This window comes from Erwinia phyllosphaerae (genome assembly GCF_019132875.1).
Taxonomy (GTDB): domain Bacteria; phylum Pseudomonadota; class Gammaproteobacteria; order Enterobacterales; family Enterobacteriaceae; genus Erwinia; species Erwinia phyllosphaerae.
The window spans coordinates 38,814-54,947 of record NZ_JAHSPF010000010.1 but is presented as its reverse complement, the minus strand read 5'-3'; the positions used below and the strand labels follow the sequence as shown (position 1 = coordinate 54,947).

Genomic DNA, 16,134 nt, shown 5'->3' with positions numbered 1-16,134 from the left:
CTTTTCCCGGAGCCCGCATGCTGCTGTTGATCGACAACTATGACTCTTTTACCTGGAATCTTTATCAGTATTTTTGCGAGGCGGGCGCTGAAGTTCTGGTGCAGCGCAATGATGAGCTGACGCTGGCACAAATCAGCGCGCTGCGGCCAGACTATCTGGTTATTTCCCCCGGCCCCTGTACGCCCAACGAAGCCGGCATCTCGCTGGCGGCGATTCAGGCCTTTGCCGGGCAAATACCCATCCTCGGCGTTTGTCTGGGTCACCAGGCGATAGCTCAGGCTTTTGGCGGCAGGGTCGTTCGGGCGCGGGAAGTGATGCATGGTAAGACATCAGCGATTGAGCATAATGATGGCGGCGTGTTTGCCGGACTGAATCATCCGCTGACGGTCACGCGCTATCATTCGCTAATTGTGGAGTCGGCTTCGCTGCCCGAGGAGTTTGACGTCACGGCCTGGACGCTGCGTGAGGGGCAACGCGATGAAATTATGGGCTTTCGGCATCGTCATTTGCCGCTGCAGGGCGTACAGTTTCATCCGGAAAGTATTCTTAGCGAGCAGGGGCATCAGCTGCTGCAAAATTTCCTCAGGCAATAATATTGTTTGCCTTAAAGTGATTTTTTATGCATATTTTGTGATTATAATTTCACTTTTCTGTAACGTAAAAAAGATGAGGTAGGCAATGGCAGCGGATAAATTAGCGGTAACGCGCGCAACGTTTGATGAGGTGATACTGCCTGTTTATGCACCAGCGCAGTTCGTGCCGGTAAAAGGAAAAGGCAGTCGCGTCTGGGATCAGCAGGGCAAAGAGTACGTCGACTTCTCTGGCGGCATCGCCGTTACCGCGCTGGGCCACTGCCATCCGGCGCTGGTAGAAGCGCTAAAAACCCAGGGCGAAACGCTGTGGCACACCAGCAACGTATTTACTAACGAACCTGCGCTGCGCCTGGCCAGCAAGCTGATTGCCGCCACCTTTGCCGAACGCGTATTCTTTGCCAACTCCGGTGCCGAAGCCAACGAAGCGGCTTTTAAAATGGCCCGTTACTACGCTACTAAACGCCATTCGCCGTTCAAAAGCAAGATTATTGCTTTTCATAATGCTTTCCACGGACGTACGCTGTTTACCGTTTCCGTTGGCGGACAGCCAAAATATTCCGACGGTTTTGGTCCGAAACCTGCCGATATCATCCATGTGCCTTTTAACGATCTGGCGGCGGTGAAAGCGGTTATTGACGATCATACCTGTGCCATCGTGGTTGAACCCATTCAGGGCGAAGGCGGCGTAATGCCCGCGACGCAGGAATTTATGCAGGGCCTGCGCGAGCTGTGCGATAAACATCAGGCGCTGCTGGTGCTGGATGAAGTGCAAAGCGGCATGGGCCGCAGCGGCAAGCTGTTTGCCCATGAGCATTACGGCGTGCAGCCCGATATTCTGACCACCGCGAAAGCGCTGGGCGGCGGTTTCCCGGTTAGCGCCATGCTGACCACCAACGAAATCGCTTCCGTTATGGCTCCGGGCGTTCACGGTACCACCTATGGCGGTAATCCACTGGCTTGCGCAGTAGCGGAAGCGGCGCTGGATATTATCAATACCGAAGAGGTCCTGAACGGCGTGGAAGCGCGTCGCGAGCAGTTTGTTACCGCTCTGAAAGCGCTGGATGCACAGCTGGATCTGTTCACCGACATCCGTGGTAAAGGGCTGCTGATCGGCGCGGCGCTGAAGCCGCAGCATGCGGGCAAAGCACGCGATTTCCTGAACGCTGCTGCGGCAGAAGGCGTGATGATCCTCAACGCCGGCACGGATGTTATCCGTTTCGCGCCTTCTCTGGTGATTGAACCGGCCGATATTGAAGAAGGGATGAATCGCTTTGCCACCGCAGTGAAAAAGCTGCTGGCTTAAGACGAATAGCCGGAGGCTGAACACCTCCGGCTATTGCTCAGGCAGATTTTCTCAGATGGCGCGACAGCCAGCGTCCATGATGAGGTCGATTGCTCCACGCCAGCGATGAGATAGTGTGCATCACGCCCAGGTGGCTCAAAATCCTTTTTACATGCCTTTCCAGAACCGTTACCGCTCCCTGATGAAACTCAATCTGCGCATCCAGCACGTTGCTGTCAGAGCTGGGGCCATCATATTCCAGCCGCTGCTGGCAGCGCTGTAGGGCCACTTCGCAGGTCTGTAAATAGCGCTCGGCAAGCTGTGGCGTCAGCATGGTATGTTCGCGTGCCAGGATGGTCATCGCATTAATGTGTTCAACAATGAACTGGCTGTGCGTTACCCACAGTTTCATATCGGCCAGATAGCTGGCGTTAAATCCCGGCTCCTGCATCGCCTGATTCAGCGAGTTAAACAGCGCATTGTGCGCCTGATTAACCCGCATGCGTTGCCATGCCAGCTTTTGCGGATCCTGTTCGTTGCCCAGCAGCTGCCGTAAAGCTTCCTGATAGGTTTCCAGCGCGTCGTGGGCGTTCTGTCGCAGCAGGCCGCTCTGCCACTGCGGCCAGAGCCAGACCATGCCGCCGAAGGCGATCAGGCAACCCATCAGCGTATCCAGCAGGCGCGGCAGTAGAAAATCGGCACCGTTCAGCGCCAGCAGCTGCAGTGAATAGACCGCCGTGACGGTAAAGCCAATCATCGCCAGGCCGTAAAATTTACGAATAACCAGATAGCCAGCCAGCGTCAGCGTTAGCATCACCAGCAGCACGGCCGATTCCGGCACCTGAAACCGTAGCGTCAGGGCGGCGATAACCAGTCCGGCAAGCGTGCCCAGCGCACGGTGCTGGATCCTTACCCTGGTCGCGCTGTAGCCGTTCTGGCTGACGAACATCACCGTCATCAGTATCCAGTAGGGCTTGGGCAGATTAAAGAACAGGGCCAGCGAACTGGCGAAAGCGAGCATCACGGCAAATCTGGCTGCGGTACGCAGCGCCGCGGACTTCAGGGACAGATAGCTTTTAATAGCGGGCAGCAGCGGCAGCCGTTTTTGCCTGTCGGCCATTAAATCGCGCTGATAGAGCGGCCGTTGGGTTCGTAACACGCGGGCGATGCGGTTAAAGTGATAAGCGCAAAAATTACCGACCGGATTGGCAGGATGCTGACGCGCGATTTTTTCCAGCGCCCGCAGCTGTTTCTCCATGCTGAAACGCTCAGGTAGCTGGTGATACAGGATATTATCAGCAAGCTCCCGCAAACGGGCGGCGATGGTCAGCGCATTCCAGCGGATCACGGCTTCAGCATGACTTTGTTCGACCAGCTTCTGCACCTCTTCCGGCTGGTGCAGGCTGACGGCGATATGCTCCTGCAAATCCAGCGCTACCTGGAAAGCACGGGTCAGCCGTTTGTGATGATTGTCATTGCTGGCGGAGAGCATGTGCATCTGCTGATAGCAGGTGGTAATCAGATCGACCGCCTTTTGCTGACGAGCCAGCAGCGGCGGCAGCGCTTTTTCCGGATCGGTCAGTTTGGTGAGCAGCGTATATTTGGCTTCGCAATAGTCAGCCAGCTCGCGGTAAAGCAGGCTCAGCGTTTCCCGCATCGGCTGCTCTTTCCACAGCCAGAACCAGAACCAGTTAAAAATGCCGTACCAGACGGTGCCCAGGATATAGAGCGAAGGCGGCTCCCAGATCGGCATGCGTCCCGCAAGGCTGAGGGTAAAAATCCCGGCAATTAAGGCACCGGGCAGCAGTCTGCCGTGTAGCGGGCTGATTTCGCCGGTCACGCCCAGCAGCAGCGCCATAAAAAACAGGATAGCGGGCAACGGAACGGCATGCTCGCCCAGATACTGCACCAGGAAACTGCTGAGGGCGAACAGGCCACCGCCGATAAGCAGGCGCTTAAAGAAGCGTTTGTGCGGCGTGTCCAGACCGGCAATATTGCAGCAGGCAGGCACCAGCGAGAAGAGAAGGCCATTTTGCAGACTGCCCAGCAGCCAGCCAACGGTCACGGGCAGGCACAGCACCAGCGTCTGGCGCAGCGCGTAGTTAACTTCGGGATGATAGATGAGTCGGCGCCACATAATCTGGATCTGCTAAAAAGGCGCAATAGCGATATTGCGCCTTACTCTCAGAACGGCTTAGCGTGTGCCGTAGACAACGATAGTTTTACCGTGAGCGGAGATCAGATTTTGATCTTCCAGCATCTTCAGGATACGCCCAACGGTTTCACGCGAGCAGCCAACGATTTGACCAATTTCCTGACGGGTAATCTTAATCTGCATGCCGTCCGGATGGGTCATGGCGTCCGGCTGCTTAGCCAGGTTTAGCAGGGTTTGCGCGATGCGACCTGTCACATCGAGGAAAGCTAAATTGCCCACTTTCTCTGAGGTTACCTGCAGGCGACGCGCCATCTGTGAGGAAAGGCGCATCAGGATATCAGGGTTGACCTGAATCAGCTGGCGGAACTTTTTATAAGAGATTTCAGCCACTTCACAGGCAGTTTTCGCTCGTACCCAGGCGCTGCGCTCCTGGCCTTCTTCAAACAGGCCAAGCTCGCCAATAAAGTCGCCCTGATTGAGGTAGGAAAGGATCATCTCTTTGCCTTCTTCATCCTTGATCAACACCGCTACCGCGCCTTTGACGATGTAGTAAAGGGTTTCTGCTTTCTCACCCTGGTGGATCAGCGTACTTTTGGATGGATACTTATGAATATGGCAATGTGACAGGAACCATTCAAGTGTCGGGTCTGTTTGCGGTTTGCCGAGAACCATTCGCTGTTATCCTCTGTTGTTATCGTGCCTAAATACAGGGGCAGAGTTCCCTGACAGGCGTTGAAATAGTCAAGCGCTTCCCAATGCAGGAATTTTATTCGGCTCTCTGTTGAGTGCCGGGCTCGTTATGTCGTCCCGTTTCGTCTGGTTTGTAGAGTACTGACGAAATTCAGCTTTGTTTGTAGCACAGCTTTGCATGGGTGTCTTCTGTTGTCTCGCTTCAGCATAGCGGGAAATCTGCCCGATTGCCGTTTTAGTTATCAGAACATCTTCATAAGTTAACTAAATGAATTAGAGGAACTTGTTACACCGACAGCGACAACGCGGGCAGCGACATTCTCCATTTTGAGAGAATCCTTACCCCCGGGTAAGCATCAGCCGCCGCGCGCTTAAGCCTGAAGCGCTACTTAATTTTCTTGCCTTCAATCAGCCGCTTGACCAGCGGGCCCATAATCAGCTCCATCGCCAGACCCATTTTGCCGCCCGGCACCACCAGCGTATTGATATGGGAAATAAACGCGCCCTGCAGCATCGCCAGCAGATAAGGGAAATCGATATTTTCCAGCGCCTGAAAATGGATCACGACAAAGCTTTCATCAAGCGAGGGAATACCACGCGCAGCGAAGGGATTGGAGGTATCCACCGTCGGCACGCGCTGAAAGTTGATATGGGTACGGGAGAACTGTGGCGTAATAAAGTTAATGTAATCTTCCATTGAGCGCACTACGGAGTCCATTACCGCCTCGCGCGAGTGCCCGCGTTCGCTGGTGTCGCGGATCATTTTTTGTATCCACTCCAGATTTACGATCGGCACCACGCCAACCAGCAGATCGACATGCTGCGAAACGTTATTCTGCGGCGTCACCACGCCGCCGTGCAGTCCTTCGTAAAACAGGACATCGGTAGGTTCCGGCAGCGGCTGCCACGGCGTAAACGTACCGGGAACCTGGTTCCACGGTACTGCCTCGTCGTAGGTATGCAGATATTTTCTGGACTGACCGCTGCCGCTGCGGCCATATTCCACAAAGGTCTGTTCCAGCAGGGAGAAGTCGTTGGCTTCAGGCCCAAAGTAGCTGATATGGCGACCCATATCCCGCGCTTTGCGGATCGCCATGTCCATTTCAGGCCGGGTATAGCGATGGAAGCTGTCGCCTTCCAGCTCGGCGGCGTGCAGGCCAAGCTGTTGAAATATTTTGCGAAAGGCCAGGCTGGTGGTGGTGGTGCCTGCGCCGCTGGAACCGGTTACGGCAATCACTGGATGTTTGGCGGACATAAGCATTTCCTGTGAGCGTTATTCCGCCATTGTTAGCACGTTTTATTGTTCGTTGTCATCTGTTGCCCGGTAGTGAGCCGGGCAACGGCGGCTTATTCGATAAAGGTAAGTGCGAATAATGGCTTAGCGGCCAGTGAAGTCAGATCTTTGTCTTCCGGGTAGTGGGTAAGCAAAGGGAAGAAGACGGAGCCGCCGATAATACTTCGTCCTTCGTGGCTTTGCGTATGCAATCCCCACATGTTCTGGTAAGTCATGGGAACAAGCTTGCCGTCGAGTTCGGTATTGCCGATATACAGCATAATGTGGCCGTCAATATGAATCAGCGTAGTGAACGGCCTGCCGTTTTTTGCCAGATAATCCAGCCGGGCAGCGGGACTCAGCTTGCTCACATCGACCACGCGACCGCTTGCGGCTTGCTCAGAGGAATCGCGCGGCAGAAACAGACCAAACGGCATCATCAGGCTACGCATCTCGGCGGAACAGTCGTTATAGAAATTGAATTGTCCCCAGCCATAAGGTTTGCCCTGCATCGACTTGATTAACCTGGCGATATTGGCAGGAGTCATTGGCAGCGGCATGGGGGCAAAATCTTGCTGTTCTGTGTTAACCCAGCTGATTTCGGCCTTGCCATCCGCCGTTTTGACCGGAACAGCAATGCGAGGCTGCCCGTTTTGCTGCTGAAGCGGCAGGATAGTGCCGGGACGCGCGATAAAATAGAAACGGTTTTCTGTCGCGACAGAGACGGGCTCTCTAACCGCGCTGGCCAGCTGCTGCTGCGCCAGCCCGCGCCAGCGGGTGACAAACATTTCATCGACCGTGGCGACATCGTCACTCTTAACCCAGCCCATCAGCGTGGGGGAGACAATATACTGCCAGGCTCTGTCTTTACTGGTTGCTAAAGTATAAAGCGACGTACCTGCCCGAATTGCTGATACCTGTAAATTGTCAAAAGGATAACCCTGTCCGGCTCGTCCTGGGTCATCAAAAGCCGGATCGCTGGTTGGTAATGCCCTGAGCAAGGTTTCTCTGACGGCAATAGAGCGTCCTGCACTTTCGTCAGTTATGGAGACGGTTATATTCGCTTTGACCGCATCCTTCCATGACTGAGGAAGCACGCGAAAATTCAGCCCGTAGCTTTTTGCGCTACTGGTTAAGTAAGTGTCCGCGACGTGGTTAATCGCATCTCTGGCTGCATGCGTCGCGATAATTTTATCGATATAGAGCGGGTTCCAGGGGGATCTATCTTTTTCCCCCGTACCAAAATAGCGCGCCTTTAACGCGGCGAAGTGCCGCTGCTGCGTTGCCGCATCTATCACGGGCGTGTTATAGCCGACGGCGGCTGGCGGTAACCACTTATCACTCTCCTGCGAGTAGCGCGCCAGAGGGAAAATGGATTTTGTCGCGTCGACAGGCGTGGTTTCTGTCGCCGCTGGCGTAACATTATATACAGGCTGAGGACCGTTAGCCGGGTCGAACGAATGACATCCGGCTATTAGCAAGGATAATACAGAGTAGTGCCGCATTCTTTTCATGCTGGCTCCTTTTATTTCAGCGGACGCAGCACAATGATGCCCGGTTTGCCTTTCATATATTCGGTGAAAGGTGAGTCCACAACTTTATTATTTATTTTCAGAGAAGAGGCGTTACGGAAGACGGGTCCTGTATCGGTCATGATAAAGATGCCAACGTGCGTCACATCCAGACCGGCTAAATTTGTATAAATGCCAATATAGTCCCCGGTCTTAAGCTGGCTAATGACATCCTGATTAATAGCGATGCCAGGAATGTAATTAATGTCTCTTTTACGAACGTCCAGCCCGTTAATGTAGTGGCTGCCATCTTCTTTTTGATTAAGATATTTAGTGACTTTTTTATAGTTGGCGCTAATTTCAGGCGTGACATCTTTTGCATTTGCAGGATAGCGCGCGGCCCAGTCGGTAAAGAAATGTCTTCTGTACAGGAAATCTACGTCGCTGTTCACATAACGTGTTTTCTTCAGCTGAGTAAAGAAGTCTGACTTGCTGCTGGCGTGGCTAAGGGCGTTAACGTAATCAATGAAGGTATAGCAGTCTACGCCGTTAATATTGACCACCAGTTTTTCTGGCGTATTTATGGAGCCGATAAGCGTATTTGCGGCATAGGGCGTTCCTGAAAGCCGTGCGGACACGATATCTATTTTGCTGCCAATCGGTATTTGGCCATTTGGCAGTATATGACTACTCAAAATCTCATCGACTTTTCTTTGTGAGGCGGGGTCAATGACAACAGAGGGCGTTTGACAGGAACAAGCCGTAATAAGTGTACATAACAATGGAATAAGATGTGCCCTGTGCATAGAAGATTCCTTTCATTTGCTTGCGGGGGTTCATTGTTTATCCGTGCCGGATTATTTTCAAGTGGCAAGAAATTTTTTAATCTTAACTTTCTGAATTAAGATTAGTTTGTTTTTAAATAGTTTTTACCAAAAAGGGCATGATATTCAGAAAGGAAGTTAATGTTAATTAAGGGTTTGGGGTAAGGTGCTCTTATTACTGTAAAATGCGTGGGATTTTAAAAAGGGAAGGTTTAAAACCCTTCCCTTTTTGAAAAGCTTTAACGGATATGCCCCCTGGGCATGATGTTGACGGTTTCGTGCAGTTCAGACCAGACCAGCACCGCTTCACCGCTGGTTAACTGGCGTTTCACGTCCTGAACTTTCTGTTCTAGCGAACGCTCCTGTTCGCCGTAATCGGTGCCTTCGCGCAGAACAAAGGCTTCAATCAGATTAGCGAGCGTTTCCGGGTCCAGTTCTTTCCAGGGAATAATCATTGTTGTCCAGCCAGGTTGAAAGCCATTGTGGAACGCGCTGTTCCAGCCACATTTGCGGCTTGCGCAGCGTTCCGCCTACAAATCCTACGTGCCCGCCATGCTGCGTTAACTGGTATTCCACACAGGCAGGGAGCGTGCCCGCAGCGGGAATAACGTCGTTGGTCATAAACGGATCGTCTTTAGCATGAATGATCAGCAAGGGTTTACGCACCTGCGGCAGCAAAGGCATAGCGCTACAGCGACGGTAGTAATCCGTTGCGTCCAGAAAACCGTGCGCCCTGGCGGTAATGGCATCATCAAACTCTCTGAGTTTTTTGAATCCTTTAAGCTGAGCTAAATCTACCGGCAGCGTTCCGGGCCAGGCGTGCAGTTTTCGGGTGGCATTCTGTCTGAGCAAGTTTAGCAGGTAACGCTGGTAAAGACGTGAGAAACCCCGCTCCAGCCTCTGGCTACAGGGTTCCAGCATCAGCGGCGCAGAGACAATAACGCCCGCATCCAGCAGGCAATCTGCGCCCTGTTTGCCCATCAGGCAGCCCAGCATGTTGCCGCCAAGCGAGAAGCCGACGGCCGCCGTGGGCACGCTTCCCCAGCTGTCGCGAAGCCATTGCAAGAAATAGCTCGCGTCTTCGGTCTCACCAGAATGATAGATACGCTTGAGGCGATTCGGCTCGCCGCTGCAGCCGCGAAAATGCATGACTACGCCCAGCCAGCCGCGCTGTTTGCAGGCTTGCAGCAGGCCGTGAGCATAAGGACTGCTGAAGCTGCCTTCAAGGCCATGAAATAAAACGACGCGCGGTTTGTGGCTGGCCTGCGCCGGGTCTTCGCTCCAGGCCAAATCGATAAAATCGCTGTCCGGTAGAGTGAGTCGCTGCCAGCGCGGCTGCAGGGTGATACGTCGGCGAACCAGCCGTGGCAGCAGCGTTTGCAAATGGGCGTTGCGCATGCCCGCCATGGGCTGAAAAGCATGTTCCGTCAGGTCGTTAAGATTCATTTTCAAAAGGCTTTCAGGATCCCCGTCATGCTGTTAATTTCGATAAGTTATTTGTCGACCGGGGCGAGGAGCGCTCATTATCTATGGAACTGAGTCTGTTTTTGTCAATGCTGGGTTTTTTATGGGTCGCCGCCATTACGCCTGGCCCTAATAATATGTTACTTACCGCTTCGGGTGCCAACTTTGGTTTCCTGCGTTCGCTGTGGCTGCTGTTCGGCATTATGATCGGTATGCAGGTGATGCTGCTGATGGTGGCTTTTGGAATTGGCGGGCTGATCCTGCTTTATCCTTCTCTGCATTTGCTGTTAAAGGTTGCCGGCAGTCTTTATCTGCTGTGGCTGGCATGGAAAATCGCGACGGCGAAATATGAGAAGCTGGAGATTGGCGATGGGCCAGCCGCGCCGATGCCTTTCTGGCAGGGTGGCCTGTTGCAGCTGATTAACCCGAAAGCCTGGTTGATGGCGCTGGGCGCGGTCGCCAGCTTCAGCCTGGCCGGGGAGGCCTATCGTTATTCGGTGGTGGCTATCAGTTTTGCGATGGCGCTGGTTAACCTGGTTTCCGGCCTGATCTGGCTGGGCTTTGGCTCGCTGATTGGTCGTATTTTGCGGAGCCGCCGTGCCTGGACAATTTTTAATGTTGCGATGGGAATGTTGACGGCGGCCTGCGTACTGCTGATTTGGCGTTAAAAGAAGTGAGTGTTGCAGCCCTTGCTGCTGGTCAGGCGACTGAATTGCTGTAGAACCGTTCCAGCCATTCCTGTCTTTCAGCCGCTCGCGCGCTAACGCCGTTTTCCGGCAATAAAAACCCGAATTTCTTCTAAGGACTTATCGTTATAACCGATAATTTTTAATTACTTCAGTGCGGCAACGGCTCTCGGTTACAAAGGCGTTATTCACCCGATAATAACGATAACCGGAGCAACATCATGGCGCGCAAATTCACTCTTTCGCTGTTAGCAGCAACGCTTTCTCTCTCCGCCATTGGCGCACAGGCGACAGACGTCACCATCGCTTATCAGACCTCTGCGGAACCGGCGAAAGTCGCGCAGGCCGACGATGCGTTTGCCAAAGCCAGCGGCGCGAAGGTCGACTGGCGTAAGTTTGACAGCGGCTCCAGCGTGGTGCGGGCACTGGCTTCCGGCGATGTGCAGATCGGCAATATCGGTTCCAGCCCGCTTGCCGTAGCGGCCAGCCAGCAGGTGCCGATTGAGGTGTTTTTACTGGCCTCGCAGCTTGGCAATTCTGAAGCGCTGGTAGTGAAGAAAGGCATTAAAGATCCCAAAGACCTGATTGGTAAGCGTATCGCCGTACCTTTTATTTCTACTACGCATTACAGCCTGCTGGCCGCGCTTAAGCACTGGGGTATCAAGCCCGGTCAGGTGCAGATCGTTAATCTTCAGCCGCCCGCGATTATCGCCGCCTGGCAGCGTGGCGATATTGATGGGGCCTACGTCTGGGCGCCCGCAGTCAATGAGCTGGAGAAGGATGGCAAGGTGCTGACCGACTCCGCGCAGGTTGGCAAGTGGGGTTCGCCAACGCTGGACGTCTGGGTAGTGCGCAAAGATTTTGCCCAACAGCATCCTGATGTCGTGACCGCTTTTGCCCGCAGCGCGCTCAATGCGCAAAAAGCCTACCTGGATAACCCCGAGCAGTGGCTTAAAGACGGCGACAACCTCAGTAAGCTGTCGCGTTTAAGCGGCGTGCCTGAACAGCAGGTGCCCGGTCTGGTGCAGGGCAATACCTATCTGACCGCGCAGCAGCAGGTTGAACAGCTGGGCAAGCCGGTTGATCAGGCCATCATTGATACGGCGAAATTCCTGAAAGAGCAGGGCAAAGTGCCGCAGGCCGCCAGCGACTATAGCGCTTTCGTCACCGATCGCTTCGTTAAAAACCTCACTCAGTAAGGAGTCGCCATGCTTTCGGTTTCGCACCTGACGGCCCGCTATGAGGGGCACCTCGCGCTGGAAGATATCAGCCTGACCATTGCCGAGAAGGAGCTGGTGGTGGTGCTTGGTCCTTCCGGCTGCGGCAAAACCACGTTGCTGAACCTGATTGCCGGTTTTCTCAAGCCGGAATCGGGCAGCATTACGCTGGACGGCCAGCGAGTGACCGGGCCGGGAGCGGAACGCGGCGTGGTTTTTCAGCATGAAGGATTGCTTCCCTGGCGTAACGTGCTGGACAACGTCGCTTTCGGGCTACAGCTGGCCGGTATCGATAAAGCTACGCGTCACGAAACGGCGCGCCAGATGTTGCGAAAAGTAGGGCTGAACGGTGCAGAAAAGAAATATATCTGGCAGCTGTCTGGCGGTATGCGTCAGCGCGTGGGGATTGCAAGAGCGTTAGCCGCCGATCCTCAGCTGCTTTTGCTGGATGAACCTTTCGGCGCGCTGGATGCGTTTACCCGTGAGCAAATGCAGGAGCTACTGCTCAATCTCTGGCGGGATAGCGGCAAGCAGGTGTTGCTGATTACGCATGATATTGAAGAAGCCGTCTTCTTAGCCAGCGAGCTGATTTTACTGTCTCCCGGCCCCGGCAGAGTTCTTGAGCGGCTACCGCTGGAGTTCGGTCGCCGCTATGCCGCTGGAGAAGCCTGCCGGGCTATCAAGTCCGATCCCACTTTCATTGCTACGCGTGAATACGTGTTAAGCCAGGTGTTTCAGCAGCGTGAGGTGTTCTCATGAGTTTATTATCTACGGAAAAAACGCTGGTGCGCCGTCCGGGCCTGCGCTGGCCGTTTGGCCGACAGATTACGCTGAGCGCGGCGACCGTGCTGGTTTTGCTGGCTATCTGGTGGGCCGTTACCGCCTTTGGCCTGATCGCGCCGCTATTTTTGCCCGCGCCGCAGCAGGTTTTTCATCAGCTGCTGGTTATCGCCAGTCCGCAAGGCTTTATGGATGCGACGCTCTGGCAGCATCTGGCGGCCAGCCTGACAAGGATTGTGATAGCGCTGCTGGCCGCAATGCTGATTGGCGTGCCGACGGGCATTTTGATGGGGCTAAGTAAAACCGCACGCGGCATCCTCGACCCGTTAATTGAACTTTATCGCCCGGTGCCGCCGTTGGCCTATCTGCCGCTGATGGTTATCTGGTTCGGGATTGGCGAAACGTCGAAAATTCTGCTGATCTACCTGGCGATATTCGCGCCGGTGGTGATGTCGACGCTGGCAGGCGTAAAAAGCGCTCAGCAGGTGCGCCTTCGTGCCGCGCAGTCGCTGGGCGCGAGCCGCTGGCAGACATTGTGGTTTGTGGTACTGCCCGGCGCGCTGCCGGAAATTTTGACCGGGTTGCGTATCGGGCTTGGCGTTGGCTGGTCAACGCTGGTGGCCGCTGAACTGATTGCCGCCACGCGCGGTTTGGGCTTTATGGTGCAGTCCGCCGGTGAATTCCTGGCCACTGACGTTGTACTGGCAGGGATTGCCGTTATCGCCCTGATTGCGTTTTCTCTGGAGCTGGGGCTGCGGGCCTTACAGCGCCGTTTAACCCCCTGGCATGGAGTAACATCATGAACGAACGTCTGAAGATTACCGCGCTTGGTCCTTATATCGGTGCCCAGGTTGCCGACGTTGACCTTAGCCGCCCGCTGAGCGACGCGCAGTTTGAACAGCTTTATCACGCGCTAATTCGCCATCAGGTATTGTTCCTTCGCAATCAGCCCGTCACGCCCGCGCAGCAGCGAGCGCTGGCCGCCCGCTTTGGCGATTTACATATTCATCCTGTTTATCCACATGCGCCGGGCGTAGAAGAAATTATCGTGCTGGATACGCATGATAATAATCCGCCGGACAATGATAACTGGCATACCGACGTTACGTTTATTGAAACGCCGCCAGCGGGCGCGATTCTGGCGGCGAAGCAACTGCCGGAAACCGGGGGCGATACGCTGTGGGCCAGCGGAATTGCCGCTTATGAGGCGCTCTCTCAGTCGTTTAAGACCTTGCTGAGCGGGTTACAGGCTGAGCACAACTTCACCAAATCCTTTCAGGAATTTAAATACCGCAAGAGCGAAGATGAGCACGCCCGCTGGAAGCAGGCCGTAGAGAAAAACCCGCCGCTGCTGCATCCGGTCATCCGTACCCATCCGGTCAGCGGCAAGCAGGCGCTGTTTGTCAACGAAGGCTTTACGACCAGGATTGTGGGACTGAGCGAGAAAGAGGGCGACGCGCTGCTGAATTTCTTGTTTGCGCATATCACCAAACCGGAGTTTCAGGTGCGCTGGCGCTGGCAGCAGGATGATATAGCTATCTGGGATAACCGCGTCACGCAGCACTACGCCAATGCAGACTATCTGCCTGCACGGCGTATTATGCATCGCGCTACCATCCTGGGAGACAAGCCTTTTTATCGGCCTGATGCGGTGTAAGGATCAGGAAGCCAGCATCGTTTCCAGCTGTTCCTGTGCGTCAAGCCATTCCATTTCGCATGTTTCCAGCGCGGATTTCGCTTCGGCCTGCTGTTGCAGCGCCACGGTGAGATCCGCTTTGCGGCTCTGCTCGTAGATAGCCGCATCCGCCAGCTTCGACTCGGCGTCGGCAAGCTGGCCGTTTAGCTTCTCCATCTGCTTTTCCAGCTTCTCAATCTGCTTGCGCAGCGGCTGCGTTTGCGTGCGCAGTTCGGCTTCGCGACGCTTCTGGTCTTTTCTGGCCTGGGCGCTGTTGCCGCTTTCCTGTTTAGGTTCGGCAGCGGCGGCAGAGGTTTGCTTTTGCAGATCGCTCAGCCACTGCTGATAATCTTCCAGATCGCCATCAAAAGCCTCTACCTTGCCATCGTGCACCAGGTAGAGGTCGTCAGTGGTGGAGCGCAGCAGATGCCTGTCGTGCGACACCACCACCAGCGCGCCTTCGAAATCGATCAGCGCTTCGGTCAGCGCCTGACGCATATCCAGATCCAGGTGGTTGGTTGGTTCATCCAGCAGCAGCAGGTTAGGGCGCTGCCAGACAATCAGCGCCAGCACCAGCCGCGCTTTTTCACCGCCCGAGAAGCGCTCGGTCTGTTCAGTCACCTTATCGCCCTGAAAACCAAAGCCGCCCAGGTAGTCGCGCAGCTGCTGCTCCAGCACTTTAGGGGCCAGCCGCACCAGATGCTGTAGCGGAGATTCATCTGCCCGTAAAAATTCGAGCTGATGCTGGGCGAAGTAGCCGAGCTTGATGCCTTTCGCCAGGCCGATATCGCCCTTCAGCGGGGCCAGCTCGCCAGCCAGCAGCTTGATCAGGGTCGATTTACCCGCACCGTTGCGGCCCAGCAGGCCAATGCGCGAGCCGGGAACCAGGTTGAGCTTGATGGAATCCAGGATAATGCGCTCGCCATAGCCCGCGCTGACTTTTTCCATTTTCAGTAGCGGATTAGGCAGGCTCTCCGGCTCGCGGAAGCTGAAGGTGAAAGGATTATCGACGTGGGCCGGGGCAATCAGCTCCATGCGCTCCAGCATTTTAATGCGGCTTTGGGCCTGCTTGGCTTTGCTGGCCTTGGCCTTAAAGCGATCGATAAAGCTTTGCAGATGCGCCACTTTCTGCTGCTGGTTTTCAAACATCGACTGCTGCTGCGCCAGTTTGGTGGCGCGCTGGATTTCGAACGAGCTGTAGTTGCCGGTGTATTCAAAGATCGACTGCTGCTCGATATGCAGAATTTTATCCACCACCGGATCGAGGAAGTCACGGTCATGGGAAATCAAAATCAGCGTGCCCTGGTAGCTTTTCAGCCAGCGTTCCAGCCAGATCACCGCATCCAGATCGAGGTGGTTAGTGGGTTCGTCGAGCAGCAGCAGGTCGGATCGGCAGATAAGCGCCTGCGCCAGGTTCAGGCGCATCCGCCAGCCGCCGGAAAAATCGCTGACCGGCCGCTGGAGCTGCTCCTGAGAAAAGCCCAAACCGCTAAGCAAGCTGGCGGCACGCGACTGTATTGTCCATGCCTGAATAGCGTCCAGCTTACCGTGCAAAGTGGCGATAGCGTGGCCGTCATTGCGTTCGTTTGCGGCGGTCAGATCCGTTTGCAGCTGACGGTATTCCCGGTCGCCGTCGATAACATACTCAATGGCGGGCACCGCAAGCGCTGGCGTCTCCTGATTGACCCAGGCCAGCGACCAGTTGCCGGGATAGCTAAAGCTGCCGGCGTCGGCGCTTATCTCGTTCTTAAGCAGCGACAGCAGCGTGGATTTACCGCAGCCGTTTTTCCCTACCAGGCCGACTTTCTGGCCCGGGTTAATGGTGGCGGTGGCATTATCCAGCAGTACGCGGACACCGCGTCGTATTTGTAACGATGAGAAGACAATCATAAGCGCCGTAATAACCAGAATATGTTAAATTAAACCATCATAAATGCTTTGCGGAATGCACTATTCCGCGGTGTCGAGCATGGTAGCGGAATTT

General features: G+C 54.8%; 15 protein-coding genes. 7 read left to right on the top strand and 8 right to left on the bottom strand.

Annotated elements, in window-relative coordinates; all coding sequences use genetic code 11:
• The first annotated feature begins 17 nt into the window (after positions 1-17).
• Both KUE00_RS16925 and argD read left to right on the top strand, forming a co-directional pair.
• The gene (locus KUE00_RS16925; protein WP_246761117.1) at positions 18-593 is read left to right on the top strand and encodes an aminodeoxychorismate synthase component II; all 576 of its coding nucleotides are present in this window, start codon (positions 18-20) and stop codon (positions 591-593) included.
• Positions 594-678: 85 nt separating this feature from the next.
• Positions 679-1,896, top strand: a complete 1,218-nt coding sequence (gene argD / locus KUE00_RS16920; RefSeq protein WP_246761115.1) for a bifunctional acetylornithine/succinyldiaminopimelate transaminase — start codon at positions 679-681, stop codon at positions 1,894-1,896.
• A 37-nt stretch (positions 1,897-1,933) separates the two neighbouring features.
• Here argD and KUE00_RS16915 read toward each other — a convergent pair whose 3' ends face one another.
• The 7 genes from KUE00_RS16915 to KUE00_RS16885 form a co-directional block, all read right to left on the bottom strand.
• Entirely contained in the window at positions 1,934-4,012 is a 2,079-nt protein-coding gene (locus KUE00_RS16915; protein WP_246761113.1) for a YccS/YhfK family putative transporter, read from the bottom strand.
• A gap of 57 nt (positions 4,013-4,069) precedes the next feature.
• On the bottom strand, positions 4,070-4,702 hold the full coding sequence (gene crp, locus KUE00_RS16910; protein WP_017803012.1) for a cAMP-activated global transcriptional regulator CRP: 633 nt from the start codon (positions 4,700-4,702) through the stop codon (positions 4,070-4,072).
• Between the two features lie 403 nt (positions 4,703-5,105).
• Positions 5,106-5,975 (bottom strand): phosphoribulokinase, encoded by an 870-nt coding sequence (locus tag KUE00_RS16905; RefSeq protein WP_246761111.1) that lies wholly within the window; start codon positions 5,973-5,975, stop codon positions 5,106-5,108.
• 92 nt (positions 5,976-6,067) lie between these two features.
• Positions 6,068-7,507 (bottom strand): SH3 domain-containing C40 family peptidase, encoded by a 1,440-nt coding sequence (locus KUE00_RS16900; protein ID WP_246761109.1) that lies wholly within the window; start codon positions 7,505-7,507, stop codon positions 6,068-6,070.
• An 11-nt stretch (positions 7,508-7,518) separates the two neighbouring features.
• Complete coding sequence (locus tag KUE00_RS16895) at positions 7,519-8,310, bottom strand: DUF1460 domain-containing protein (protein ID WP_246761107.1); 792 nt, start codon at positions 8,308-8,310, stop codon at positions 7,519-7,521.
• Between the two features lie 257 nt (positions 8,311-8,567).
• Entirely contained in the window at positions 8,568-8,783 is a 216-nt protein-coding gene (locus tag KUE00_RS16890; RefSeq protein WP_246761105.1) for a YheU family protein, read from the bottom strand.
• Positions 8,740-9,774, bottom strand: coding sequence for a hydrolase (locus KUE00_RS16885; protein ID WP_246761270.1), 1,035 nt, complete (start codon positions 9,772-9,774; stop codon positions 8,740-8,742). Before KUE00_RS16885 ends, KUE00_RS16890 begins: the two co-directional genes overlap by 44 nt.
• A gap of 83 nt (positions 9,775-9,857) precedes the next feature.
• On the opposite strand from KUE00_RS16885, the gene KUE00_RS16880 reads away from it, so the two are divergent.
• The 5 genes from KUE00_RS16880 to tauD all read left to right on the top strand — a co-directional run bounded on the left by KUE00_RS16880 (position 9,858) and on the right by tauD (position 14,132).
• Positions 9,858-10,460, top strand: coding sequence for a LysE family translocator (locus KUE00_RS16880; RefSeq protein ID WP_246761103.1), 603 nt, complete (start codon positions 9,858-9,860; stop codon positions 10,458-10,460).
• Positions 10,461-10,699: 239 nt separating this feature from the next.
• Positions 10,700-11,677 carry a taurine ABC transporter substrate-binding protein gene (gene tauA / locus KUE00_RS16875; RefSeq protein ID WP_246761102.1) on the top strand — a complete coding sequence of 326 codons (978 nt, stop codon included), beginning with the start codon at positions 10,700-10,702 and terminating at the stop codon, positions 11,675-11,677.
• Between the two features lie 9 nt (positions 11,678-11,686).
• Positions 11,687-12,454 (top strand): taurine ABC transporter ATP-binding subunit, encoded by a 768-nt coding sequence (gene tauB / locus KUE00_RS16870; protein WP_246761101.1) that lies wholly within the window; start codon positions 11,687-11,689, stop codon positions 12,452-12,454.
• Positions 12,451-13,278: a taurine ABC transporter permease TauC gene (gene tauC / locus KUE00_RS16865; RefSeq protein ID WP_246761099.1), complete on the top strand. Its 828-nt coding sequence runs from the start codon at positions 12,451-12,453 to the stop codon at positions 13,276-13,278. The genes tauB and tauC overlap by 4 nt, the downstream gene beginning before the upstream one ends.
• Entirely contained in the window at positions 13,275-14,132 is an 858-nt protein-coding gene (gene tauD, locus KUE00_RS16860) for a taurine dioxygenase (RefSeq protein WP_246761097.1), read from the top strand. Before tauC ends, tauD begins: the two co-directional genes overlap by 4 nt.
• 3 nt (positions 14,133-14,135) lie before the next feature.
• Here tauD and KUE00_RS16855 read toward each other — a convergent pair whose 3' ends face one another.
• Positions 14,136-16,040: an ABC transporter ATP-binding protein gene (locus KUE00_RS16855; RefSeq protein WP_246761095.1), complete on the bottom strand. Its 1,905-nt coding sequence runs from the start codon at positions 16,038-16,040 to the stop codon at positions 14,136-14,138.
• Between the last annotated feature and the right edge of the window lie 94 nt (positions 16,041-16,134).